Source organism: Pseudomonas sp. PAMC25584 (genome assembly GCF_058135675.1).
In genome coordinates, this window is sequence record NZ_CM176870.1 from 6254697 (window position 1) to 6277809 (window position 23113).

Consider the following 23113-nt stretch of genomic DNA (forward strand, 5'->3'; position numbering starts at 1 on the left):
GATGAGTGATGTCGTAAAAACAGCTTGGGCAGATGCGAAAATAAATAAGGATTTTATTTCCGTAAAAACTTTTTCTGGCTATCGAAGTAGCCAAGCGGATCCGCAAGGTGTGGAGCATTTTTTCAGCCCTGACGCTGCCGATAAAGAGCTAGGCTTTGCTGTGCTTGACGCCTTGGCTCATAGCCGATTTGTGCTTCCCGAGCCGCGAAAGGATGTTTGGATTCATCCTGAAGCTACTTTTGATATGGAGTTATACGACTACAACTTGACCAATCAACGATATGATCAATGGGTTGGCAGTACTTTGGAGCGCTATGGCTACAAGACTAAGCGTGCATTATTTAAAGATATGAAAAAATGCAGTATTGAAAGTAAGAGGGGGCAGATAACTATTCGTCCTAGTCATCACGAAAAGCTAGAAGCCTGGAGTGGTAAGGGACTAAGTGAGAGTGACTATGTCATTATCCCCTGCGGTAGTAGTCCTTCCGATGTAGGTGCGGCCTTACGCTTGGCTTTTAGTCGGTGCACCTAATGTGTAGAGGTTTCGAGTTGATCTGACACCGGCCTCGTGCCGGTGTTGTTTTATCTGCTTACTGCAAAACCTCCCGTCCTTCGCTGCTCGCTTTAGTCGTGGCCTGAGCGATCAGGGCATCAAGCATCTGCGCAACGAATTTCTGTTGGCTCTTGGGTAGTTGGTCGATGGCCTCCAATTGCTGCTGCCATTTCGGAGCCGGCCCACGTTTACGCACAGTGGTTTCCTGCTGCTGACCAAACAGCTCTTCGAGTGTGGTCGAAAGGAGTCGGGCCAGTTCTGGCAGCGCCGCTACCTGAATCCGCCGCTTGCCGGACTCATAGGCTTGGATGGTCTGCTGGGACACGCCCAGCCGTTCAGCCAGTTGGGTTTGGGTGATGCCGTGTTCTTTGCGCAGGCGGGCAATTCGCTCGCCCAGAGCAATGAAAAATTCACGTTCTTCGCTGGTGATGCTCATGGCTGTCGTCGACGAGATCTGTAATAGGACAGCCATTAACGGAGGAATAGGGGTCAGACCACGTTTTGCATTGAAGGAGTATTCGTGGCTATTGTTCCGTTCTTTAAAAAATAGAGTTATCCGAGTAGTGGTGGGTCGTCCGAAGGCTATTTGTTCTTAGTCGTATAATGATGGTCTGACCCCTATTTTTCCGGACTATCGAAAGGAAAATAGCAATGAGTACCGAAAATTTATCGCCTGAACTCGCATATCTTGCGATGTATGAGTTTCTTGTGGATCTGTATCAGCGAACAAAGTCGGACGAATTAGGCTCTTTATTGGGCGGAATGAGTTATCTTTCCGATGGGGAGACAGCCGACCCAGCCGTTTGGAAAGATTGGATGCTTTGCGTGACCAAAGTTTTGGCAGGACAAGGTAATCCTCAACTGAAATTGAAATAATTCGTTTCGGGTTGCCCCTGAAGAAGTTTCTCTGTGGATGCAAAATGGAGGGGTGGCTATTACCAATGGTGTCGGAGCTGGTGGACGTGTTTTCGTAACAACCCCTGGGGCGGCTAGGCAGTTTGAATTTTTAAGTCAAAATGGTTTAACTCCGCGCTGGAAAGTACCCATGTAGGCTTAGGCAAATAGAGCTCAGAAAATGATTGATGAGCTGAGCATTAAAATATTTCAGGGAAAACAGGGTCAGACCACGATTTTTTATTTGTTGGTTTGATTTTTAATGGTGGTCTGCCCCCTATTTCTCCCGGGTCAGTGATGATCAGGGGCGCAGCGCGAGCCGGGGGCTGGCGAACGCGCTTAACCGCTAAGCACTAGTCTCCACGTAGCTCGACTCCCCACCGCCCTTCGCGCCCGACAACCATCCCCACACGAAGCTCAACGTGGTACGCCCGGCCTGATCCACGCCTACCGTGCCACGCGACCAGCCGGCCAGCAGCTCGCCCTCAAGCGTCAGGCATTGATACAGCAACTCGATGGTATCGGCGCCTGTCACGCGCCCGACCTGCGTGCCCGTGCGGATTCGACCGCCTTGGTAAGTGCCGGAAATGGCATCGCCTTCGACAAGGTAATGAAACACCGTGCCGGCACCGGAGAGCCCGTGGGCGTTGTTCGCGACCGTAAAGTGGCGATTGTTCAAACGGGCGTGGATTGGGGAGAAGGGAGTGTCCATGAATGTCGCGTCCGTTCGTGGGGCTGGGTCGAGCCTGGAGACCCAGCGGGCCTCCAGGCGCTTGCCGTATTACTCCACCGTCACCGACTTCGCCAGGTTGCGCGGCTGGTCAACGTCGGTGCCCTTGAGCACGGCGACGTAGTACGACAGCAATTGCAGCGGGAGGGTGTAGAGGATCGGCGAAAGAGTGTCGTGGATGTGCGGCATGTTGATGACGTAGGTGCCTTCGCCGTTGACCATGCCGGCTTTCTCGTCGGCGAAGACGATCAGTTGGCCGCCACGGGCGCGCACTTCCTGCAGGTTGGACTTGAGCTTCTCCAGCAATTCGTTGTTCGGCGCGACGGTGACCACTGGCATGTCGTCATCCACCAGGGCCAATGGGCCGTGTTTCAGTTCGCCGGCCGGGTAGGCTTCGGCGTGGATGTACGAAATTTCCTTGAGCTTGAGGGCGCCTTCCATCGCCACCGGGTATTGCGCACCACGGCCAAGGAACAGGGTGTGGTTCTTGTCGGCGAACAGCTCGGCGACTTTTTCTACGGTGCTGTCCATCGCCAGCGCTTCGCCGAGGCGGGTCGGCAGGCGGCGCAGTTCTTCCACCAGGGTGGCTTCGACGCCGGGGGCCAGGGTGCCACGCACTTGGCCCAGGGACAGGGTCAGCAGCAGCAGGCCGACCAGTTGGGTGGTGAAGGCTTTGGTAGAGGCGACACCAATTTCGCGACCGGCCTGGGTCAGCAGGGTCAGGTCGGACTCACGCACCAGGGAGCTGATGCTGACGTTGCAGATCGCCAGGCTGGCGAGGAAGCCGAGCTCTTTGGCGTTGCGCAGGGCGGCCAGGGTGTCGGCAGTTTCGCCGGACTGGGAGATGGTCACGAATAGGCTGTCGGGCTGCACCACCACCTTGCGGTAGCGGAACTCGCTGGCGACTTCGACCTGGCACGGAATGCCGGCCAGTTCTTCCAGCCAGTAACGCGCAACCATCCCGGCGTGGTAGCTGGTGCCGCAGGCCACGATCTGGACATTGCGCACCTTGGCGAACAGCTCAGCGGCTTGCGGGCCGAAGGCGTTGACCAGTACTTGCTTGTCGCCAAGGCGACCTTCCAGGGTGCGTTGCACCACGGCCGGTTGCTCGTGGATTTCCTTGAGCATGAAGTGGCGGAACGCGCCTTTGTCGGCCGCTTCAGCGCCGTCGCGGTATTGCACGGCTTCGCGCTCGACGGAATTGCCGTTTACGTCCCAGATCGCCACGCTGTCACGGCGGATGTCGGCAATATCGCCTTCTTCCAAGTACATGAAGCGGTCGGTGACCTGGCGCAGGGCCAGTTGGTCGGAGGCGAGGAAGTTTTCCCCCAGGCCCAGGCCGATCACCAGCGGGCTGCCACTGCGTGCGGCAACGACGCGGTCGGGTTGGCTCGCGCAGATCACGGCCAGGCCGTAGGCGCCGTGCAGTTCCTTGACCGTGGCCTTGAGGGCGGTGGTCAGGTCGCTGTAGTCCTTGAGCTTGTGGTTGAGCAGGTGGGCGATGACTTCGGTGTCGGTGTCCGAGGTGAACACGTAACCCAGGCCCTTCAACTGTTCACGCAGCACTTCGTGGTTTTCGATGATGCCGTTGTGTACCACGGCCACGTCGCCGGAGAAGTGCGGATGGGCGTTACGTTCGCACGGCGCACCGTGGGTGGCCCAACGGGTATGGGCGATGCCCAGGCGGCCGACCAGCGGTTCGCCGGCCAGGGCTTGGTCCAACTCGCTTACCTTGCCCGGCCGACGCAGGCGCTCCAGCTTGCCGGCGTTGGTGAAGACCGCCACACCGGCGCTGTCATAGCCGCGGTATTCCAGGCGTTTGAGGCCTTCGATCAGGATGGGGGTGATGTTACGTTCAGCGACTGCGCCAACAATGCCACACATGGTGTTTCTCCTAGATGATTGCCGCGCATATCAGCGTAATGCCGCGGGCTTGGATCTGGTCGCGGGCCTCATGCGGCAGGCGATCATCGGTGATCAGGGTATGGACGCTGCTCCAGGGCAGTTCCAGGTTGGGAATCTTGCGGCCGATCTTGTCGGATTCGACCATCACCACCACTTCACGGGCGACCTCTGCCATCACGCGGCTCAGGCCTAGCAGTTCGTTGAACGTGGTGGTGCCGCGCTGCAGATCGATGCCGTCGGCGCCGATGAACAGTTGATCAAAGTCGTAGGAACGCAGCACCTGCTCGGCAACCTGGCCCTGGAACGAGTCCGAATGCGGGTCCCAGGTGCCACCGGTCATCAGCAGCACCGGCTCGTGTTCCAACTCGCTCAAGGCGCGGGCCACGTGCAGGGAGTTGGTCATCACCACCAGGCCGGGCTGGTGGCCCAGTTCGGGGATCATGGCGGCGGTGGTGCTGCCGCTGTCGATGATGATGCGGGCGTGCTCGCGCAGGCGCATCACGGCGGCACGCGCGATGGCGCGCTTGTAGGCTGAGATGGGCTGGGCGGGGTCGCCGACGAGTTCCTGGGGCATGGTGATCGCGCCACCGTAACGGCGTAACAACAGGCCGTTGCTTTCGAGGGCGGCCAGGTCCTTGCGGATGGTGACTTCCGAGGTTTCGAAGCGCTTGGCCAATTCGTCCACGCTGACTTCGCCCCGTTCATTGAGCAAGGTCAGGATGTTGTGGCGTCTTTGGGGTGTATTTCGTTTCGACATGGTGATTATAAGTTTCGTTTCGAAAGATAACGAAGGCAATAGAAACCTATAGGCGAAAGTTCGTCAAGCAGCATGCTGCAAATTTTTGAAACTGGCGGAGGGCTAATGTGGGAGGGGGCTTGCCCCCGATAGCAGTGTGTCAGTCATTAAGTGCTTTGACTGGACCTCCGCCATCGGGGGCAAGCCCCTCCCACATTGGCTATTTGTTGCAGATAAGCCTGTGGATAACTCAGCTCTTTTTGATTTTTACCGGGCGTTTCCAACCGTCGATGTTGCGCTGGCGGGCGCGGGCTACGGCTAGTTGGGACTTATCCACATCCTGATTGATGGTTGAGCCGGCAGCGGTGTTCGAGCCATCGCCAATAGTCACGGGGGCAATCAGCGAATTGTTAGAGCCGATAAATACGTCTTCACCAATAGTGGTCTGGTATTTGTTGGCGCCATCGTAGTTGCAGGTGATGGTGCCGGCGCCGACGTTGGTCCGCGCGCCAATCACCGCATCGCCCAGGTACGTCAGGTGACCGGCCTTGGCGCCTTCGCCCAGATGGGCGTTTTTCAATTCGACAAAGTTACCCACATGGGCCTTGGCTTCCAACACGCTGCCCGGACGCAACCGTGCAAACGGACCGGCATCGCTGCCCTCACCCATCACCGCACCGTCGAGATGGCTGTTGGCCTTGATCACCACGCCCTTGCGCAGGGTGCTGTCCTTGATCACGCAGTTCGGGCCAATCACCACATCGTCTTCGATGATCACGCGGCCTTCGAGAATGACGTTAATGTCGATCAGCACGTCGCGGCCCACGCTGACTTCACCACGTACATCAAAGCGCGCCGGGTCGCGCAGGGTCACGCCCTGGGCCATCAGGCGGCGGCCTTCGCGCAGTTGGTAGTGGCGCTCGAGTTCGGCCAATTGCTTGCGGTCGTTGGCGCCCTGCACTTCCATCGGGTCGTGGGGCTGTTCGGTGGCGACCAGCAAGCCATCGCTGACGGCCATTTCGATCACGTCGGTCAGGTAGTACTCGCCCTGGACGTTGTTGTTGGACAGACGGCTCATCCAGTCCGCCAGGCGATCGGCCGGCACTGCGAGAATCCCGGTGTTGCCTTCGGTGATAGCGCGTTGGGCGTCGCTGGCATCCTTGTGCTCGACGATCGCCGCGACCTTGCCGTCGGTGTTGCGCACGATGCGGCCGTAGCCGGTAGGGTCATCGAGTTCGACGGTGAGCAGGCCCATCTGGCCAGGCACGACGTGCTTGAGCAGGCGTTGCAGGGTTTCCACTTCGATCAGGGGCACGTCGCCGTAGAGGATCAGCACCGTGTCGGCTTTGATGAACGGCACGGCTTGGGCGGTTGCGTGGCCGGTGCCCAGTTGCTTGTCTTGCAATACGAAATTCAGGTCATCCGCGGCCAAGCGCTCACGCACCACATCGGCACCGTGGCCGATGACGACGTGGATGCGTTGCGGGTCGAGCTGCCTGGCGCTGTGGATAACATGGCCAAGCATGGAGTTACCGGCCACCGGATGCAGCACCTTGGGCAAGGCCGAGCGCATGCGGGTGCCCTGGCCTGCGGCGAGAATGACGATTTCTAGAGACATGAATGGCTACCAATCCTGGGCGGTCCGGCTTCAGACCAGAGAAGTGTTTTGCAAAAAAAGAAAAAGGGTAGCCGAGGCTACCCTTTTTAATCAATCACGCATGAGGCTTAACGGCTTAGCCGCCAAACTTCTTGCGGATCTGCTGGACGGTACGCAGCTGAGCTGCGGCCTCGGCCAGACGAGCAGCAGCAGAACCGTAGTCGAAATCTGCGCCTTTTTCGTTCAGGGCCTTCTCGGCTGCCTTAACGGCCGCCTGAGCGGAGGCTTCATCCAGATCAGCAGCACGTTGCACGGTGTCGGCAAGTACCTTGACCATGTTCGGCTGAACCTCGAGGAAACCACCGGAGATGTAAAACACCTCCCGTTCCCCGCCTTGCTTGGTCAGAGTGATCGGACCTGGCTTCAAGCTGGTGATCAATGGCGTGTGGCCCATGGCAATACCCAAGTCACCGAGTTCGCCGTGTGCAATCACCATTTCTACCAGACCGGAGAAGATTTCCCCTTCCGCGCTGACGATATCGCAATGGACTGTCATAGCCATCTGATTGCCTCAACCTGATGAGCGCCCGTTGCCGGGCGCCGGGATTACAGTTTCTTGGCTTTCTCGATCGCTTCTTCGATGCCGCCGACCATGTAGAACGCTTGTTCTGGCAGGTGGTCGTAGTCACCGTTGAGGATGCCTTTGAAGCCAGCAATGGTGTCTTTCAGGGAAACGTACTTACCCGAAGCACCGGTGAAGACTTCAGCCACGAAGAACGGCTGCGACAAGAAGCGCTGGATCTTACGAGCGCGGGATACCAACTGCTTGTCGGTTTCCGACAGCTCGTCCATACCCAGGATCGCAATGATGTCCTTCAGTTCTTTGTAACGCTGCAGCACGTACTGAACGCCGCGAGCGGTGTCGTAATGCTCCTGGCCGATCACGTTCGGGTCCAGCTGGCGCGAAGTCGAGTCGAGTGGATCGACCGCTGGGTAGATACCCAGGGAAGCGATGTCACGGGACAGAACGACGGTGGCGTCCAAGTGGGCGAAGGTGGTCGCTGGCGACGGGTCGGTCAAGTCATCCGCAGGTACGTATACCGCTTGGATCGAAGTGATCGAACCTTCCTTGGTCGAAGTGATACGTTCTTGCAGAACGCCCATCTCTTCAGCCAGGGTCGGCTGGTAACCTACTGCCGAAGGCATACGGCCCAGCAGTGCGGATACTTCAGTACCGGCCAGGGTGTAACGATAGATGTTGTCGACGAACAGCAGAACGTCGTTACCTTCGTCACGGAACTTCTCGGCCATGGTCAGGCCAGTCAGAGCTACGCGCAGACGGTTTCCCGGCGGCTCGTTCATCTGACCGTAAACCAGTGCCACTTTGTCCAGAACGTTGGAGTCCTTCATCTCGTGGTAGAAGTCGTTACCCTCACGAGTACGCTCACCCACACCGGCGAACACGGAATAACCGCTGTGCTCGATGGCGATGTTACGGATCAGTTCCATCATGTTTACGGTCTTGCCTACACCGGCACCACCGAACAGACCGACTTTACCGCCCTTGGCGAACGGGCAAACCAGGTCGATAACCTTGATGCCGGTTTCCAGCAGGTCGTTGCCGCCCGCTTGGTCCGCGAACGAAGGTGCTGGACGGTGAATGCCCCAGCGCTCTTCGGTGTCGATCGGGCCAGCTTCGTCAATCGGGTTACCCAGTACGTCCATGATCCGGCCCAGGGTCGCTTTACCGACCGGTACGGAGATGGCAGCGCCAGTGTCCAGAACACCCAGACCGCGCTTCAAGCCCTCGGTGGAACCCATTGCAATGGTACGAACCACGCCGTCGCCCAGCTGCTGCTGAACTTCCAGAGTGGTGCCTGCATCGCTTTGTACTTTCAAAGCGTTGTAGATGCTCGGTACGCTGTCGCGTGGAAATTCCACGTCGATAACGGCGCCGATGATTTGAACGATACGTCCGCTACTCATAGCTGGATCCTCTGAATATTTGAACCGTTAAACCGCGGCAGCGCCGCCGACGATTTCCGAGATCTCTTGGGTGATCGCAGCCTGACGCGCCTTGTTGTAGATCAGCTGCAAATCGCTGATCAGATCACCGGCGTTATCGGTAGCGTTTTTCATCGCGATCATCCGCGCCGCTTGTTCAGCTGCGTTGTTCTCGACCACCGCCTGGTACACCTGCGACTCCACGTAGCGCACCATCAAGCCGTCAAGCAGCTCTTTGGCGTCTGGTTCGTAGAGGTAGTCCCAGTGGTGCTTGAGTTCCTGATCCGGAGTCGCCACCAGTGGAATCAATTGCTCCACGGTTGGCTGCTGGGTCATGGTGTTGATGAACTTGTTGGATACCACGGACAGGCGGTCAATCCGGCCTTCCAGGTACGCATCCAGCATCACCTTCACACTGCCGATCAAATCATTGATCGACGGCTCTTCACCCAGGTGGCTGATAGCTGCAACGACGTTACCGCCGAAGTTGCGGAAAAAGGCCGCACCCTTGCTACCAACTACACACAGATCGATCTCGACGCCGTTTTCGCGGTTTACCGCCATGTCCTTGACCAGGGCCTTGAACAGGTTGGTATTCAAACCACCGCACAAACCACGGTCACTGCTCACAACCACATAACCCACACGCTTAACTTCGCGGTCGATCATGAACGGGTGGCGGTATTCCGGGTTGGCGTTGGCCAGATGCCCAATTACCTGGCGGATACGCTCCGCATAAGGACGGCTAGCAGCCATACGCATTTGTGCCCTGCGCATTTTGCTGACCGCCACTTTTTCCATGGCGCTGGTAATTTTTTGCGTGCTTTTGATGCTCGCAATCTTACTGCGAATCTCTTTTGCGCCTGCCATGTAACACCTATCAGGTTAGCAAGCGGGAGCCTTGCGGCTCCCGCTGCGGCTTACCAGGTTTGGGTGGCCTTGAACTTCTCGATACCGGCTTTCATGCCAGCGTCGATATCGTCATTGAAGTCACCCTTCACGTTGATCTTCGCCATCAATTCGGCGTGATCGCGGTTGAAGTAAGCAATCAGCGCTTGTTCAAAGCTGCCGACCTTGGCGATTTCAACGTCGGTCAGGAACCCACGCTCAGCGGCATACAGCGACAACGCCATGTCAGCGATCGACATTGGGGCGTATTGCTTCTGCTTCATCAGCTCGGTAACGCGCTGACCATGCTCAAGTTGCTTACGGGTCGCTTCGTCCAGGTCAGAAGCGAACTGGGCGAATGCCGCCAGTTCACGGTACTGAGCCAGAGCGGTACGGATACCACCGGAGAGCTTCTTGATGATCTTGGTCTGAGCGGCACCACCCACACGGGATACCGAAACACCGGCGTTCACTGCAGGGCGGATGCCCGAGTTGAACATGGCCGATTCCAGGAAGATCTGACCGTCGGTGATGGAAATCACGTTGGTCGGAACGAACGCGGAAACGTCGCCAGCCTGGGTTTCGATGATCGGCAGTGCGGTCAGGGAACCGGTTTTGCCGGTCACTGCGCCGTTGGTGAACTTCTCTACGTATTCTTCCGAAACGCGGGATGCGCGCTCCAGCAGACGGGAGTGGAGATAGAACACGTCGCCTGGGTAGGCTTCACGGCCTGGTGGACGGCGCAGCAGCAGGGAAATCTGGCGGTAAGCCACTGCTTGCTTGGACAGATCGTCATAAACGATCAGCGCGTCTTCACCGCGGTCGCGGAAGAATTCACCCATGGTGCAACCGGAGTACGGTGCCAGGAATTGCAGCGCAGGAGATTCCGAAGCACTGGCAGCCACGATGATCGTGTTGGCCAGGGCGCCGTTTTCTTCCAGCTTGCGAACCACGTTGGCGATGGTCGATTGTTTCTGACCGATCGCTACGTAGACGCAATAAATGCCGCTGTTCTTCTGGTTGATGATCGCGTCGATCGCCAGAGCGGTTTTACCGATCTGACGGTCACCGATGATCAGCTCACGCTGGCCACGGCCGACTGGGATCATGGCATCGACCGCCTTGTAGCCAGTCTGTACAGGCTGGTCTACCGACTTACGCCAGATCACGCCTGGAGCAACTTTCTCGACCGCATCGGTCTCGGTGTTGTTCAGCGGACCTTTGCCGTCAACTGGGTTACCCAGTGCGTCGACTACGCGACCCAGCAGTTCCTTACCAACCGGAACCTCCAGGATGCGGCCGGTGCACTTGGCGCTCATGCCTTCAGCCAGACTGGTGTACGCGCCCAATACAACGGCACCTACGGAGTCTTGCTCCAGGTTGAGGGCCATACCGTAGACGCCGCCCGGAAACTCGATCATCTCGCCGTACATGACGTCGGCCAGACCGTGAATCCGCACGATGCCGTCAGATACGCTGACGACAGTGCCTTCGTTACGGGCTTGGGAGGTCACATCGAGCTTGTCGATGCGGCCCTTGATAATTTCACTTATTTCGGAAGGATTGAGTTGCTGCATTGCTCTGCTGCCCCTTCAAACTCAAGATTTCAATGCTTCGGCAAGGCTCGCGAGTTTGCCGCGAACCGAGCCATCGATAACCAGGTCGCCGGCGCGAATGACAATGCCCCCAATGAGGGATTTGTCTTCCGCAACTTGCAGGCGCACTTCCCGGTCGAGTCGTGCACTGAGAACCTTGGCGAGTTTGTCTTGCTGTTCTTGGTTCAATGCAAAAGCACTGGTCACTTCAACGTCTACCGACTTCTCTTGCTCGGCCTTGTACAGGTCGAACAGAGCGGCAATCTCCGGCAAAAGCGGGAGACGGTCGTTTTCGGCAACGACGTGGATGAAGTTCTGCACTTTCACATCGAACTTGTCGCCGCACACGTCAATAAACGTGGCGGCCTTGTCTGCGCTCGTCAGGCGCGGGGCCTTGAGCACGCGCTGCATGGTGTCGTTTTGTGACACTGCTGCAGCCAGGCCGAGCATGGCTGACCAAGAGGCCAGTTGCTGGTGGGCCTGGGCGTGCTCGAAGGCTGCCTTAGCGTAAGGTCGGGCCAACGTGGTCAATTCTGCCATGATCGCCCTCGCTTAAATTTCAGCAGCCAGTTTATTAACCAGCTCCGCGTGCGCGTTTTGATCGATTGTGGCACCGAGGATCTTCTCGGCACCGCCGACCGCCAGAGCACCCAGTTGGGCGCGCAGCGCGTCTTTGACGCCGTTCAGTTCCTGTTCGATCTCGGCATGAGCCGAAGCCTTCACACGGTCAGCTTCGACGCGGGCTTTTTCAACAGCCTCTTCGACGATCTGGTTGCCGCGTTTCTTGGCTTGCTCAATGATTTCAGCTGCCTGTGCTTTAGCATCGCGCAGTTGATGACCCACTTTCTCTTGGGCCAACTCCAGGTCGCGAGCTGCACGGCTGGCAGCGTCCAAACCATCCGCGATCTTCTTCTGACGTTCGTGCAAAGCCGCGATGACCGGAGGCCACACGAACTTCATGCAAAACACTACAAAAATGAAGAACGCAACGGATTGGCCAATCAGGGTTGCATTAATGTTCACGCCAACACCTCGCTCATTCGTTGTCCATCACCCCAATCAACTCGAAAATTCGAGTGATTAGCCAGCGAGTTGACCAACGAAGGGGTTCGCGAAGGTGAAGAACAGAGCGATACCAACGCCGATCATAGTCACGGCGTCGAGCAGACCGGCGACGATGAACATTTTAACTTGCAGCATTGGGACCATTTCTGGCTGACGCGCTGCGCCTTCCAGGAATTTGCCGCCAAGCAGGCCGAAACCAATGGCAGTACCCAGGGCGCCCAGGCCGATCAACAGTGCAACAGCGATAGCGGTTAGACCAACTACAGTTTCCATCTTTCCTCCCGACTTTTACGTCGTATGGTTTAGGTTTTTTAGATTTTAAAGCGGTAAAACAAATCGTTTCATAGCCCTTTCAGGCCACCTTCCCGTTTTACCGGGAAGGACATCAGACTAGTCGAGACTGGTCTTAATGGTTCTCTTCGTGCGCCATCGACAGGTAGACGATGGTCAGCATCATGAAGATAAACGCCTGCAGGGTGATGATCAGGATGTGGAACACAGCCCACGCCCACTGCAGAACAATGCCCAGGCCGCTAAGCCAGAGCAGACCGCTGCCGAACATCACAGCGATCAGAATGAACACCAGCTCGCCGGCATACATGTTGCCGAACAGTCGCAAAGCCAGGGAGATCGGCTTGGCGATCAGGGTCACGAATTCCAGCAGGAAGTTCACCGGGATCAGCAGGGCTTGAACGAAGATGTTCTTGCTGCCGAACGGGTGCAGGGTCAGTTCGCCGATGAAGCCGCCGATGCCCTTGACCTTGATGCTGTAGAAAATGATCAACGCAAACACCGACAGGGCCATGCCCAGGGTGGCGTTAGGGTCAGTGGTGGACACCGCACGGAATGGAATGTGGTGATCGCCGGTGATCAGGATGGCCAACTGAGGAATCCAGTCGACCGGAATCAGGTCGACGGCGTTCATCAGGAACACCCAGACGAAGATGGTCAGTGCCAGCGGTGCAATCACCGGGCTACGGCCATGGAAGCTGTCTTTCACGCTGCCATCGACGAATTCGACCAATACTTCAACGAAGTTCTGCAGGGCACCTGGTTGACCGGAAGTCGCCTTCTTTGCCGCCATGCGGAAAATCAGGACGAAGATCAGACCCAATGCGACCGACCAACCCAAAGTATCCAGGTGGAAAGCCCAGAAGCCCATTTCTTTGGCTTCTGCTGCGGTGTGGGCGAAGCCCCAGCCGCCGTTGGGAAGCTGACCGAAGGTCAGGTTCTGCAAGTGGTGCTGGATATAGCCCGAAGCGGTTGTTTCTGCCATGGTTGCCTCAAACGCCCTAAGGTTTCGAAAGTCTTGTTTTCATTAGCAGGGGAGCGAACCAGTTGACCAGTTGGGTCAACACGAAGACGCCGAATACAGCCAGCGGCGCCAATGGCTTCACACCTGCAAAGGTCAGTGCAAACAGCACTGCCGTCAAAATCAATTTCCCCGCCTCGCCGGCATAAAAAGACCGGACGATAGCCTGGGCTGCTCGGGCGCCGGAAAACCGAAAGGCCCTATGAGCAAAATACATATTGGGCAGCAAGGCTATCAGGCCTCCGCAGAGTCCCGAGTACCCGGCTACGACTCCATGCCAATACCAAAGCGCCAGTGCGGCGATCAGCAAAATGACAAATTGCGCCATTAGCACCGGGAAAACCGCCAAGCGATGGAACGACGACGTGTTTGGCGTGCGGGTTTCCACCACTCTTGCTCCTCAATGGTCGGCTGCCGGAAATCAATAACTTGGCATAATTTGTGCCGACAAAATGCGCGCAGAGTATAGGGGCGGTTCTGCCCCTATTCAACTGTCAGGTAGTGATTTCCGATCACGCGCTACATAAGCAATTGTTTCAGCGAATGTGGGCAAGCACGCCCTGAAGCTCATCGAGCGAGTTATAGCCGATGACCAATTGGCCCTTGCCTTTCTTCCCATGCCGAATCTGCACCGCAGAGCCCAGGCGCTCGGCCAGGCGCTGTTCGAGACGCGCGATATCCGGATCAGGTTTGGCCGTTTCGACCGGTGCAGGTTTGCCACTGAGCCACTGCCGAACCAGGGCCTCGGTCTGACGAACGGTGAGGCCTCGTGCGACAACGTGTCGCGCCCCTTCAACCTGTTGATTTTCCGGTAAACCGAGCAAAGCACGCGCATGACCCATTTCCAGGTCGCCGTGGGAAAGCATCGTCTTGATGACTTCCGGCAGTGCGATCAGGCGCAACAGGTTAGACACGGTCACGCGGGATTTACCCACGGCATCGGCCACTTGTTGTTGGGTCAGCTGAAACTCCTGCTGCAAACGCTGCAAGGCGATCGCTTCTTCGATCGGATTGAGGTCTTCGCGCTGGATGTTCTCGATCAACGCCATGGCGATGGCGGTTTCATCCGACACATCGCGCACCATCGCCGGGATGGTTTCCTTGCCGGCCTGTTGGCTCGCGCGCCAGCGGCGTTCGCCAGCGATGATTTCAAAGCGGCCGCCGCCAATCGGGCGTACCACGATCGGCTGCATCACACCCTGGGCCTTGATCGAATTGGCCAGTTCTTCCAGCGCCTGGGGGTCCATGTCACGGCGTGGCTGGTATTTGCCGCGCTGGATCAGGTCCAGCGGCAGATGCTGCAGCTCGCGCTCGTCGGCCTGTACCGCTTGTTCTTCAAGGGTCGTGACAGTCGGACCACTCAGCAGTGCATCCAGTCCACGTCCGAGACCTCGTTTCTTGACGGCCATGGGGTTTCCTTAAGTTGGCTGGGCTGCAGTGGTACGGGAGTTGCGGCGTTGACGACGAACCATCTCGCCGGCCAATGCCAAGTAGGCAATGGCACCACGGGAGGACTTGTCGTAAGCCAGCGCGGGCATGCCATAGCTTGGCGCTTCGGCCAGGCGGATGTTGCGTGGGATCACGGTGTCGTATAGCTGATCGCCGAAGTGTTCCTTGAGCTGCGCCGATACATCGTTCATCAGGCTCAGGCGCGGGTCATACATGGTCCGCAGCAGCCCTTCGACTTTCAGGTTCGGGTTCAGCAGTTCGGCAATGCGCTTGATGTTATCCACAAGGTCGCTCAAGCCTTCGAGGGCGAAATACTCACACTGCATCGGAATAATCACGCCATCGGCGGCCACCAGCGCATTGAGCGTCAGCATCGACAGCGACGGCGGGCAGTCGATCAGGATGTAATCGTAATTCTCGCGGATCGGCGCCAAGGCGCTGCGCAGACGGCTTTCTTTCATCTGCATTTCCAAAAGCACCACTTCCGCCGCCGTCAAATCGCGGTTGGCCGGCAACAGTTGATAACCGCCGTGTTCGGAATAGTGCATGGCCTGGCCCAGGTCGCACTCGCCAATCAGCAAGTCGTAGACCGAGTTTTCCAGGCCGTGTTTATCCACACCGCTACCCATGGTGGCGTTGCCCTGTGGATCGAGATCGATCAACAGCACCCGGCGCTTGGTCGCGACCAGGGATGCTGCGAGGTTGATGCAGGTGGTGGTTTTACCCACGCCACCTTTCTGGTTCGCTATCGCGAATACCTTAGCCATTCTTGCTTGTGTTCCCAATCATGCCGTGCGGCGCAGTATCAGCAGATGGCGTTGGCCTTGGCAACCGGGTACGGCCAAGGCGTGTTCGCTATCGAGGTGGAAGTCTGCCGGCAATGCTAGCAGCTCGTCGCTTGGATGAACGCCCTTCATTGCCAGCCAACGGGTGTCACGTTCGCCTAAGTGGCGGGTCCAGTTGCTGAAGTTCTCCATGCTGCTGAAAGCCCGGGAAACAATTCCGTTGAAAGGCTGCTGCGGCGTGAAGGCTTCGACGCGACTGTGGATAACTTGCAGGTTGTCCAGCTTCAGCTCGAGTTTGACCTGGGTCAGGAAGCGGGTCTTCTTGCCGTTACTGTCCAGGCACGTCACTTGCGAATCGGGAAACAGGATGGCCATGGGAATGCCGGGCATGCCGCCGCCGCTGCCCACGTCGAGCCAGCGGCCGTTTTCGATGAACGGCATCACGCTCAGGCTGTCGAGTAGGTGGCGCGAGACCATTTCGTCGGGATCGCGCACTGCCGTGAGGTTGTAAGCCTTGTTCCATTTGATCAACAGGGCCAGGTAGCCCAGCAGCAACTCATGCTGGGCGGCGCTCAGGTCGACGCCCAACTGGCGTGCTCCTGTGGATAACTCTTCGGCGTGTTGCGAGGTGACCAACGAACTCAAGCGCTTTGCTCCAACTGACGGCCCGCGCCGCGTTTTTTCAAATGAATCATCAACAGCGAAATGGCTGCCGGGGTGACGCCGGGAATACGTGAAGCCTGGCCCAAGGTTTCCGGCCGAGTTATCCCCAGCTTGCTTTGGATTTCTTTCGACAGCCCGGAAATCCCGGTGTAATCGATATCCACAGGCAGCTTGATGTCTTCACTGGCGCGCAGACGAGCGATCTCATCTTGCTGGCGATCAATGTAACCGGCGTACTTGGTTTTGATCTCGACCTGTTCGGCGACCTGCGGATCGTCTGCACCACCGCCGGTCACTTCGACCAGACCGACGTAGTCGATTTCCGGACGGGACAGCAGGTTCAGTAGGTTGTACTCGTGGGTCAGCGGCGTGCCGAATTTTTCGGCGATCGCGTCGCCCTGCTCAGTGCCCGGACGAACCCAGGTACTTTTCAGGCGTTGCTCTTCCAGGTCGATGCTTTCGCGTTTTTTGCAGAAAGCCGCCCAACGTGCGTCATCCACCAAGCCCAGCTCGCGGCCTTTTTCGGTCAGGCGCAGGTCGGCGTTGTCTTCCCGCAGGATCAGACGGTATTCCGCCCGCGATGTGAACATTCGGTACGGTTCCTGGGTGCCCAGGGTGATCAGGTCGTCAACCAACACGCCGATGTACGCTTCATCGCGACGCGGGCACCAGCTGTCTTTGCCCTGCGCGCGCAACGCGGCGTTGGTCCCGGCCAGCAAACCTTGGGCGCCGGCTTCTTCGTAACCGGTGGTGCCGTTGATTTGCCCGGCGAAGAACAGGCCGCCGATCACTTTGGTTTCCAGGCTGTATTTCAGGTCTCGCGGGTCGAAGTAGTCGTACTCGATGGCGTAGCCGGGACGCACGATATGCGCGTTTTCCATACCGCGAATCGATTGCACGATCTGGATTTGCACGTCGAACGGCAGGGATGTGGATATCCCGTTCGGGTACAGCTCGTGAGTGGTCAAGCCTTCGGGCTCGATGAAGACCTGGTGGCTTTCCTTGTCGGCAAAGCGGTGGATCTTGTCTTCAATCGACGGGCAGTAACGTGGCCCGATACCTTCGATCACCCCGGAATACATCGGCGAACGGTCGAGGTTTGCCGCGATGATTTCGTGGGTTCGGGCGTTGGTGTGGGTAATCCAGCAGCTCACCTGTTTCGGGTGCTGTTCTTTCGAGCCCATGAACGACATCACCGGAATCGGCGTATCACCGGCCTGCTCGGTCATCACCGAGAAATCTACGGAACGGCCATCGATTCGCGGCGGCGTCCCGGTTTTCAGGCGACCGACCCGCAGCGGCAGTTCGCGTAGGCGTTGTGCCAGGGCAATCGACGGCGGATCGCCGGCTCGGCCACCGGAATAGTTCTGCATGCCGATGTGGATAAGTCCGCCGAGGAAGGTGCCGGTGGTCAACACCACGGATTCCGCTAAGAACCGCAGGCCCATCTGGGTGACAACACCGCGTACCCGGTCCTGTTCGACGATCAGGTCGTCGGCGGCCTGTTGAAATATCCACAGGTTCGCCTGGTTTTCCAGGGTTTCGCGCACCGCGGCCTTGTACAGGATGCGGTCGGCTTGTGCCCGGGTCGCACGCACGGCGGGGCCTTTGCGGCTGTTCAGCACACGAAATTGGATACCACCTTTGTCGGTGGCCATCGCCATGACACCGCCAAGGGCGTCGATTTCCTTGACCAGATGGCTTTTGCCGATGCCGCCAATGGCAGGGTTGCAACTCATGGCACCAAGGGTTTCCACGTTGTGCGTCAGCAACAGGGTTTTTACGCCCATGCGTGCTGAGGCCAGTGCTGCCTCGGTACCGGCATGACCGCCGCCGATGACGATCACTTCAAAACGGGAAGGGAAATCCACCACGCACCTCGTGCCTGCTTATGTAGGTAATTAGGAATTGATTGGTTGAGCTGGTTTTAGAGCTTTGGCGGCCAGTATAGGGACTTAGCCCCTCCTAAAGAACCCTTTGCACAAAATTTAACCAGCTGTGGATGAATCACAGACAATAGAAATTATAAAGAGAGAAATATATTAAATCTTTGTTTTTATGTTTATTTCTACTGAGCCTACTTTCTGTGGATAGATCTCTACAGCCCTTAATTCACGTTGTGTACAGAGATTCAAAAGTCTGTGGTCATGTGCCCATGAGTGGCGTGGATAAGTGCTCTAAGCCTGTGGATTAAACAGGTGGTTATCCACAGAGGGTTTTTTACTCAGGTTTCAAGCCCTGTTATCAACCGAGCACAGGGGCGGTTATTCACAGGGCTTAATCCACAAAAATAGACGCGCCAACGCAAATTGCGCCCACGGCGAAGCCACCAAAGGCTTGGTTATGAATAAAAAATGAGAGGGAGGTGGCTGAAACAAGAGCAACAGACAGGCACGAATGGCCTGTCTGTGGACAACGAAGGACTATTTACCGATACAGAAGCTGGAAAAGATCCGTCCCAGCAGGTCATCCGAGCTGAACGCACCGGTGATCTCGCCCAACAGTTGCTGTGCCTGGCGTAAATCCTCAGCCAGCAGCTCACCGGCCCCCGCCAAGGTCAGTTGTGCCCTACCGTGCTCCAGCGCCGTGCTGGCATGGCGCAGCGCCTCCAGGTGCCTGCGACGGGCACTGAAGCTGCTTTCCGACGTCTGCTCATAGCCCATGCAGGCTTTGAGGTGTTCGCGCAGCAACTCCAGGCCCTCCCCAGCCGACTTGGCGCTCAGGCTGATAGTAACGTGGCCATCCTCGCTGGTTTCCATGGCAATGGCTTCACCGGTGAGATCGGCCTTGTTACGGATCAAGGTAACTTTGGCCGGGTCAGGCCGTTGTTCGAGGAATTCCGGCCACAGGGCGAAAGGGTCCACGGCCTCGGGCGCGGTGGCGTCTACCACCAGCAGCACGCGGTCTGCTTCGCCTATCGCCTTGAGGGCACGCTCCACGCCGATCTTTTCCACTTGGTCGTCGGTGTCACGCAGGCCGGCGGTGTCGACGACGTGCAGCGGCATGCCGTCGATGTGGATATGTTCGCGCAAGATATCCCGGGTGGTGCCGGCAATCTCAGTAACGATCGCCGCCTCACGGCCCGCTAGGGCATTGAGCAGGCTGGATTTGCCGGCGTTGGGCCGCCCGGCGATCACCACGGTCATACCGTCACGTAACAGAGCGCCCTGCCCGGCTTCGCGCAGCACTGTGGATAACTCGTCGCGGACTTTATCCAGCATTGCCAACACATGGCCATCGGCGAGGAAGTCGATTTCCTCTTCCGGAAAATCAATTGCCGCTTCCACATAGATGCGCAGGTTGATCAGTTGCTCGGTCAGGTTATGCACACGCAGGGAAAATGCCCCCTGCAGCGAGCGCAAGGCATTGCGCGCCGCCTGTGCAGAACTGGCCTCGATCAAATCGGCAATGGCTTCGGCCTGGGCCAGGTCGAGTTTGTCGTTGAGAAACGCGCGCTCGCTGAATTCCCCCGGCCGGGCCAGACGGCAGCCCAGTTGCAGGCAGCGCTGCAGCAACATATCCAGTACGACGGGGCCGCCGTGGCCCTGCAGTTCAAGGACATCTTCACCGGTAAACGAATTCGGGCCAGGGAAATAGAGGGCCAGGCCTTCGTCCAGCACCTGGTTGTCCGCATCCAGAAACGCGCCGTAATGGGCATAGCGCGGCTTCAACTCACGACCGCTGATGGCCTTGGCAGCCATGCCGGCGAGCGGCCCGGAAATTCGAACGATGCCGACTCCGCCGCGACCTTGTGCGGTAGCGACAGCAGCGATGGTTTCACGAGGAGCGCTCATCAGCAGGTTCCAGAACAAAAGTGACGGAAAGCAAAACGCCCCACTAGGGGGCGTCTTGAGTGGTTATCCACAGAGTAAGTTACGCCTCGGCTTTTTTGGTAGCCGCTTCGATCTTACGCGTGATGTACCACTGTTGAGAGATCGACAACACGTTGTTGACCACCCAGTACAGCACCAGACCAGCCGGGAACCACAGGAAGAAGAAAGTGAAGATGATTGGCATCATTTTCATCACCTTGGCCTGCATCGGGTCCGGCGGCGTCGGGTTCAGGCGCTGCTGGATGAACATGGTCGCGCCCATGATGATCGGCAGGATAAAGAACGGGTCTTTGATCGACAGGTCAGTTATCCACAGCATGAACGGCGCCTGGCGCATTTCCACGCTTTCCAGGAGTACCCAGTACAGCGACAGGAACACCGGCATCTGTACCAGAATCGGCAAGCATCCACCCAGCGGGTTGATCTTCTCTTTCTTGTACAGCTCCATCATGGCCTGCGACATTTTCTGCCGGTCATCACCATGTTGTTCTTTCAGCGCGGCCAGTTTCGGGGCCACGGCACGCATGCGCGCCATCGACTTGTAGCTGGCGGCCGACAGTGGGAAGAAGATCCCCTTGATCAGCATCGTCAGGAAGATGATCGAGAAGCCCCAGTTGCCAACGATGCTGTGGATATGTTGCAGCAGCCAGAAGATCGGCTGGGCAATGAACCACAGGATGCCGTAATCCACAGTCAATTCCAGACCTGGGGATAACTCTTTGAGCACTGCCTGGCTTTTCGGACCGGCGTACAGGGTCGCGCTGGTTTCAGCCTTGGCACCTGGTGCGACGGTCAACGCCGGGCCAGTAAAGCCAATGATGTAGTTGCTCTGGCTGTCCTTGCGGGTTTGAACCAGATTGGCTTCACCCTTGTTCGGAATCCACGCGGTCACGAAGTAGTGTTGCAACCAGGCAACCCAACCACCTTGAACGGTTTCTTTCAACGCGCCCTTGTCGATATCTTTCATCGACACTTTTTTGTACGGCTCGTTACTTGTCCACAGGGCGGCGCCCAGGTAAGTCGCGGTGCCGGTGGCGGTGCTGGAAGAAGGATCCGAGCTGCCATCACGCTTCAGCTGGGCAAACAGGTTGCCGCTCCACGGTTTGTTGCTTTCGTTGTCGATCAGGTAAGTGACCTTCAAGTCGTACAAACCGCGGGTGAAACTGAAGCGTTTGATGTAATTGACGCCGTCGAGGCTGAATTTCAGGTCGACGTTCAATTGGTTCTGGCCATCAGCCAGTTGATAAGTCTTCTGTTCGGTCGAATAAACCGGACGACCGGTAGCACGTGCATCCGGACCGTTGGTGCCGGTCAGGCCGCTTTGTGCCAGATAAACACGTTCGCCGCCGTTATCGAACAGCTGGAACGGAACATCCGGATGGTCTTGGCGACGTGGATACAGCGGCAGTTTCAACTGCGCGATATCACCACCTTGTGGATCGATAGCCAGGTCGAGCACATCCGTTTTTACGTGGATGAGGTCTTTATTGGTGACAACTGGCGTTTCTACAGGGGTGCTGGTCTCGCCATTCGCGCTGGGAACATCGGCACTCGCGGACGCATTGTTACCCAGCGGGGTGTCCGGTATAGCCGGCGCAGCCTGATTGGTAGCAACATTCTGAGTCGGCAGGGCAGCTTGGCCGTAGTCCTGGTTCCACTTAAGAACCATGACGTAGGACACGATTGCCAGGGCGACGATCAGGATCGTGCGTTTAATATCCATGATTACTCGGCCATCGAAGAAGAACGGGAGGTGGGGATAGGTGGAACCGGGTCATAACCACCGGGATTCCACGGATGACAGCGACCTAAACGACGAAAGGTCAGCCAGCCACCGCGCAGAAGACCATGATTTTCTATGGCCTCTAACGCGTAGCAGGAACAACTGGGGTAGAAACGACAGTGGTTGGCCATCAGAGGACTAATGGCATAACGGTAAAACTGGATCGGAACGAGGGCCAGTTTACGCATCGGTGCTGTCTACCCCTACAGTTTCGGTGCTGACTGCTGGTGCTGGCGTGTGGGTACGCGCCAAACGTTTCCAGAGCTTGCCGAAATGCTGAATCAATTCGGGGTTTTCTACGTCCCCCAAGCCTTTGCGCGCGACGATAACAATATCCCAACCAACCAGAGTGTCCTGGTGGAGGCGAAACGATTCGCGCATCAGACGCTTGAGGCGATTGCGCTCAACGGAGAGCTTTACGCTCTTCTTGCCGATCACCAACCCGAGACGGGGGTGATCCAGATCGTTGTTACGCGCAAGGAGCAGGAGATTTTTCCCCGGAACCTTGCCGGTGGGGGAGTCAAAGACTGCCTTGAAGTGCCGGGGGGTTAGCAGACGCTTTTCCCGACTGAAGTCCTGACTCACCACCAGTACCGGATTATCAAACTGCCAGACGCGCACGACCTTTGGCGCGGCGACGCGACAGGACAGCACGGCCGTTCTTGGTAGCCATGCGAGCACGGAAGCCGTGAGTACGGGCGCGTTTGATGGTGCTTGGTTGGAAAGTACGTTTCATGGCGTTGTTACCTGGTTCGTCCACAACGGGCCGGAATGGCCCCCGTTTTAAGAGACCGGCGATTCTAGAGAAAGCAAGCCTCTAGGTCAATTTCCAACCAGCTTTTCCTTGAATTAGTTCTTTGCAGGCCATCAGCGCTTTTCTGTCCGACCGCCGTACAGAGGCAATGCCATAGATATAAAAATAAAGAAGGAAGTTATTTAAAGCTTTTCTGTAAAGCTTATAAAAGCTAGGCAGGCAATCTTCTGTGGATAACTACCTCAACACCATATTCTACTTGATGTACAGAGAATGACAACACGGGGGAGAAACGGTGCTCTGCCTGTGCTGCGCTGTCGGATAAGCTGTGGGTGGAATGGGTTGTTATCCACAGGCCAGTTACCCACAGACTTTCGACCCCACTTGTGCAACGAGCTTAGGGGCGCTTATCCACAGAGCTTATGCACAGACCATTGGTCGCCTTTATTCGCGTTAACACGTTGATTTTGGCTGGCCTGTGCGCAACCTACATGTGGATAAGTGGACGGCCGACCGCTACAATGGCGGCTGTTTTTGCCTCACCGGCTTTCAACTTAGGGGATATCC

General features: G+C 57.3%; 25 protein-coding genes. 2 read left to right on the top strand and 23 right to left on the bottom strand.

Going from position 1 to position 23113, the window contains the following annotated elements:
- Position 1: 1 nt before the first annotated feature.
- Complete coding sequence (locus ACS5Q8_RS29340) at positions 2 to 532, top strand: contact-dependent growth inhibition system immunity protein (RefSeq protein ID WP_276195561.1); 531 nt, start codon at positions 2 to 4, stop codon at positions 530 to 532.
- A 58-nt stretch (positions 533 to 590) separates the two neighbouring features.
- Here the strand turns inward: ACS5Q8_RS29340 and ACS5Q8_RS29345 are convergent, their stop codons facing one another.
- Positions 591 to 989 (bottom strand): helix-turn-helix domain-containing protein, encoded by a 399-nt coding sequence (locus tag ACS5Q8_RS29345; RefSeq protein WP_096480654.1) that lies wholly within the window; start codon positions 987 to 989, stop codon positions 591 to 593.
- Positions 990 to 1204: 215 nt separating this feature from the next.
- Between ACS5Q8_RS29345 and ACS5Q8_RS29350 the strand changes: the two genes are divergently transcribed.
- Complete coding sequence (locus tag ACS5Q8_RS29350) at positions 1205 to 1429, top strand: hypothetical protein (RefSeq protein WP_465159710.1); 225 nt, start codon at positions 1205 to 1207, stop codon at positions 1427 to 1429.
- 364 nt (positions 1430 to 1793) lie between these two features.
- Here the strand turns inward: ACS5Q8_RS29350 and ACS5Q8_RS29355 are convergent, their stop codons facing one another.
- From ACS5Q8_RS29355 to rpmH, 22 genes are all read right to left on the bottom strand, one after another.
- Positions 1794 to 2159: an avidin-fold protein gene (locus ACS5Q8_RS29355; protein WP_276195563.1), complete on the bottom strand. Its 366-nt coding sequence runs from the start codon at positions 2157 to 2159 to the stop codon at positions 1794 to 1796.
- Between the two features lie 69 nt (positions 2160 to 2228).
- Positions 2229 to 4061, bottom strand: coding sequence for a glutamine--fructose-6-phosphate transaminase (isomerizing) (gene glmS / locus ACS5Q8_RS29360; RefSeq protein ID WP_247408019.1), 1833 nt, complete (start codon positions 4059 to 4061; stop codon positions 2229 to 2231).
- A 10-nt stretch (positions 4062 to 4071) separates the two neighbouring features.
- A complete protein-coding gene (locus tag ACS5Q8_RS29365) occupies positions 4072 to 4839 on the bottom strand; it encodes a DeoR/GlpR family DNA-binding transcription regulator (RefSeq protein ID WP_253400228.1) in 768 nt (255 codons plus the stop codon).
- 229 nt (positions 4840 to 5068) lie between these two features.
- Positions 5069 to 6436, bottom strand: a complete 1368-nt coding sequence (glmU, locus tag ACS5Q8_RS29370; protein ID WP_426101873.1) for a bifunctional UDP-N-acetylglucosamine diphosphorylase/glucosamine-1-phosphate N-acetyltransferase GlmU — start codon at positions 6434 to 6436, stop codon at positions 5069 to 5071.
- A 115-nt stretch (positions 6437 to 6551) separates the two neighbouring features.
- Entirely contained in the window at positions 6552 to 6977 is a 426-nt protein-coding gene (locus ACS5Q8_RS29375) for a F0F1 ATP synthase subunit epsilon (RefSeq protein ID WP_247406932.1), read from the bottom strand.
- Positions 6978 to 7021: 44 nt separating this feature from the next.
- On the bottom strand, positions 7022 to 8401 hold the full coding sequence (atpD, locus tag ACS5Q8_RS29380; RefSeq protein ID WP_247406935.1) for a F0F1 ATP synthase subunit beta: 1380 nt from the start codon (positions 8399 to 8401) through the stop codon (positions 7022 to 7024).
- A 27-nt stretch (positions 8402 to 8428) separates the two neighbouring features.
- Entirely contained in the window at positions 8429 to 9289 is an 861-nt protein-coding gene (gene atpG / locus ACS5Q8_RS29385; protein WP_154741459.1) for a F0F1 ATP synthase subunit gamma, read from the bottom strand.
- A 50-nt stretch (positions 9290 to 9339) separates the two neighbouring features.
- On the bottom strand, positions 9340 to 10884 hold the full coding sequence (atpA, locus tag ACS5Q8_RS29390; RefSeq protein WP_010565869.1) for a F0F1 ATP synthase subunit alpha: 1545 nt from the start codon (positions 10882 to 10884) through the stop codon (positions 9340 to 9342).
- A gap of 21 nt (positions 10885 to 10905) precedes the next feature.
- A complete protein-coding gene (locus ACS5Q8_RS29395; RefSeq protein ID WP_276195565.1) occupies positions 10906 to 11442 on the bottom strand; it encodes a F0F1 ATP synthase subunit delta in 537 nt (178 codons plus the stop codon).
- 12 nt (positions 11443 to 11454) lie between these two features.
- Complete coding sequence (locus tag ACS5Q8_RS29400; protein ID WP_015886647.1) at positions 11455 to 11925, bottom strand: F0F1 ATP synthase subunit B; 471 nt, start codon at positions 11923 to 11925, stop codon at positions 11455 to 11457.
- Between the two features lie 57 nt (positions 11926 to 11982).
- The gene (gene atpE, locus ACS5Q8_RS29405) at positions 11983 to 12240 is read right to left on the bottom strand and encodes a F0F1 ATP synthase subunit C (protein WP_002555987.1); all 258 of its coding nucleotides are present in this window, start codon (positions 12238 to 12240) and stop codon (positions 11983 to 11985) included.
- Between the two features lie 133 nt (positions 12241 to 12373).
- A complete protein-coding gene (atpB, locus tag ACS5Q8_RS29410) occupies positions 12374 to 13243 on the bottom strand; it encodes a F0F1 ATP synthase subunit A (RefSeq protein WP_128591039.1) in 870 nt (289 codons plus the stop codon).
- A 16-nt stretch (positions 13244 to 13259) separates the two neighbouring features.
- Positions 13260 to 13667 carry a F0F1 ATP synthase subunit I gene (locus ACS5Q8_RS29415; RefSeq protein WP_247396726.1) on the bottom strand — a complete coding sequence of 136 codons (408 nt, stop codon included), beginning with the start codon at positions 13665 to 13667 and terminating at the stop codon, positions 13260 to 13262.
- A gap of 148 nt (positions 13668 to 13815) precedes the next feature.
- Entirely contained in the window at positions 13816 to 14688 is an 873-nt protein-coding gene (locus tag ACS5Q8_RS29420; protein WP_253400231.1) for a ParB/RepB/Spo0J family partition protein, read from the bottom strand.
- Positions 14689 to 14697: 9 nt separating this feature from the next.
- Positions 14698 to 15495, bottom strand: a complete 798-nt coding sequence (locus ACS5Q8_RS29425; RefSeq protein ID WP_276195569.1) for a ParA family protein — start codon at positions 15493 to 15495, stop codon at positions 14698 to 14700.
- An 18-nt stretch (positions 15496 to 15513) separates the two neighbouring features.
- Entirely contained in the window at positions 15514 to 16158 is a 645-nt protein-coding gene (rsmG, locus tag ACS5Q8_RS29430; protein ID WP_465159711.1) for a 16S rRNA (guanine(527)-N(7))-methyltransferase RsmG, read from the bottom strand.
- Positions 16155 to 18047, bottom strand: a complete 1893-nt coding sequence (mnmG, locus tag ACS5Q8_RS29435; protein ID WP_465159712.1) for a tRNA uridine-5-carboxymethylaminomethyl(34) synthesis enzyme MnmG — start codon at positions 18045 to 18047, stop codon at positions 16155 to 16157. Before mnmG ends, rsmG begins: the two co-directional genes overlap by 4 nt.
- Positions 18048 to 18599: 552 nt before the next feature.
- Positions 18600 to 19970 carry a tRNA uridine-5-carboxymethylaminomethyl(34) synthesis GTPase MnmE gene (mnmE, locus tag ACS5Q8_RS29440; RefSeq protein ID WP_426101879.1) on the bottom strand — a complete coding sequence of 457 codons (1371 nt, stop codon included), beginning with the start codon at positions 19968 to 19970 and terminating at the stop codon, positions 18600 to 18602.
- A 79-nt stretch (positions 19971 to 20049) separates the two neighbouring features.
- Positions 20050 to 21732, bottom strand: a complete 1683-nt coding sequence (gene yidC, locus ACS5Q8_RS29445) for a membrane protein insertase YidC (protein ID WP_465159713.1) — start codon at positions 21730 to 21732, stop codon at positions 20050 to 20052.
- Between the two features lie 2 nt (positions 21733 to 21734).
- On the bottom strand, positions 21735 to 21980 hold the full coding sequence (yidD, locus tag ACS5Q8_RS29450; protein ID WP_003213574.1) for a membrane protein insertion efficiency factor YidD: 246 nt from the start codon (positions 21978 to 21980) through the stop codon (positions 21735 to 21737).
- Positions 21973 to 22380 carry a ribonuclease P protein component gene (rnpA, locus tag ACS5Q8_RS29455; RefSeq protein ID WP_426101977.1) on the bottom strand — a complete coding sequence of 136 codons (408 nt, stop codon included), beginning with the start codon at positions 22378 to 22380 and terminating at the stop codon, positions 21973 to 21975. Before rnpA ends, yidD begins: the two co-directional genes overlap by 8 nt.
- A 13-nt stretch (positions 22381 to 22393) precedes the next feature.
- On the bottom strand, positions 22394 to 22528 hold the full coding sequence (gene rpmH, locus ACS5Q8_RS29460; protein ID WP_003213577.1) for a 50S ribosomal protein L34: 135 nt from the start codon (positions 22526 to 22528) through the stop codon (positions 22394 to 22396).
- Between the last annotated feature and the right edge of the window lie 585 nt (positions 22529 to 23113).

Coding starts and splice junctions, on each gene's coding strand:
- ACS5Q8_RS29340 (WP_276195561.1), top strand. CDS start 2: ATGAGTGATGTCGTAAAAACAGCTTGGGCAGATGCGAAAATAAATAAG.
- ACS5Q8_RS29345 (WP_096480654.1), bottom strand. CDS start 989: ATGAGCATCACCAGCGAAGAACGTGAATTTTTCATTGCTCTGGGCGAG.
- ACS5Q8_RS29350 (WP_465159710.1), top strand. CDS start 1,205: ATGAGTACCGAAAATTTATCGCCTGAACTCGCATATCTTGCGATGTAT.
- ACS5Q8_RS29355 (WP_276195563.1), bottom strand. CDS start 2,159: ATGGACACTCCCTTCTCCCCAATCCACGCCCGTTTGAACAATCGCCAC.
- glmS (WP_247408019.1), bottom strand. CDS start 4,061: ATGTGTGGCATTGTTGGCGCAGTCGCTGAACGTAACATCACCCCCATC.
- ACS5Q8_RS29365 (WP_253400228.1), bottom strand. CDS start 4,839: ATGTCGAAACGAAATACACCCCAAAGACGCCACAACATCCTGACCTTG.
- glmU (WP_426101873.1), bottom strand. CDS start 6,436: ATGTCTCTAGAAATCGTCATTCTCGCCGCAGGCCAGGGCACCCGCATG.
- ACS5Q8_RS29375 (WP_247406932.1), bottom strand. CDS start 6,977: ATGGCTATGACAGTCCATTGCGATATCGTCAGCGCGGAAGGGGAAATC.
- atpD (WP_247406935.1), bottom strand. CDS start 8,401: ATGAGTAGCGGACGTATCGTTCAAATCATCGGCGCCGTTATCGACGTG.
- atpG (WP_154741459.1), bottom strand. CDS start 9,289: ATGGCAGGCGCAAAAGAGATTCGCAGTAAGATTGCGAGCATCAAAAGC.
- atpA (WP_010565869.1), bottom strand. CDS start 10,884: ATGCAGCAACTCAATCCTTCCGAAATAAGTGAAATTATCAAGGGCCGC.
- ACS5Q8_RS29395 (WP_276195565.1), bottom strand. CDS start 11,442: ATGGCAGAATTGACCACGTTGGCCCGACCTTACGCTAAGGCAGCCTTC.
- atpE (WP_002555987.1), bottom strand. CDS start 12,240: ATGGAAACTGTAGTTGGTCTAACCGCTATCGCTGTTGCACTGTTGATC.
- atpB (WP_128591039.1), bottom strand. CDS start 13,243: ATGGCAGAAACAACCGCTTCGGGCTATATCCAGCACCACTTGCAGAAC.
- ACS5Q8_RS29420 (WP_253400231.1), bottom strand. CDS start 14,688: ATGGCCGTCAAGAAACGAGGTCTCGGACGTGGACTGGATGCACTGCTG.
- ACS5Q8_RS29425 (WP_276195569.1), bottom strand. CDS start 15,495: ATGGCTAAGGTATTCGCGATAGCGAACCAGAAAGGTGGCGTGGGTAAA.
- mnmE (WP_426101879.1), bottom strand. CDS start 19,970: ATGAGCGCTCCTCGTGAAACCATCGCTGCTGTCGCTACCGCACAAGGT.
- yidC (WP_465159713.1), bottom strand. CDS start 21,732: ATGGATATTAAACGCACGATCCTGATCGTCGCCCTGGCAATCGTGTCC.
- yidD (WP_003213574.1), bottom strand. CDS start 21,980: ATGCGTAAACTGGCCCTCGTTCCGATCCAGTTTTACCGTTATGCCATT.
- rpmH (WP_003213577.1), bottom strand. CDS start 22,528: ATGAAACGTACTTTCCAACCAAGCACCATCAAACGCGCCCGTACTCAC.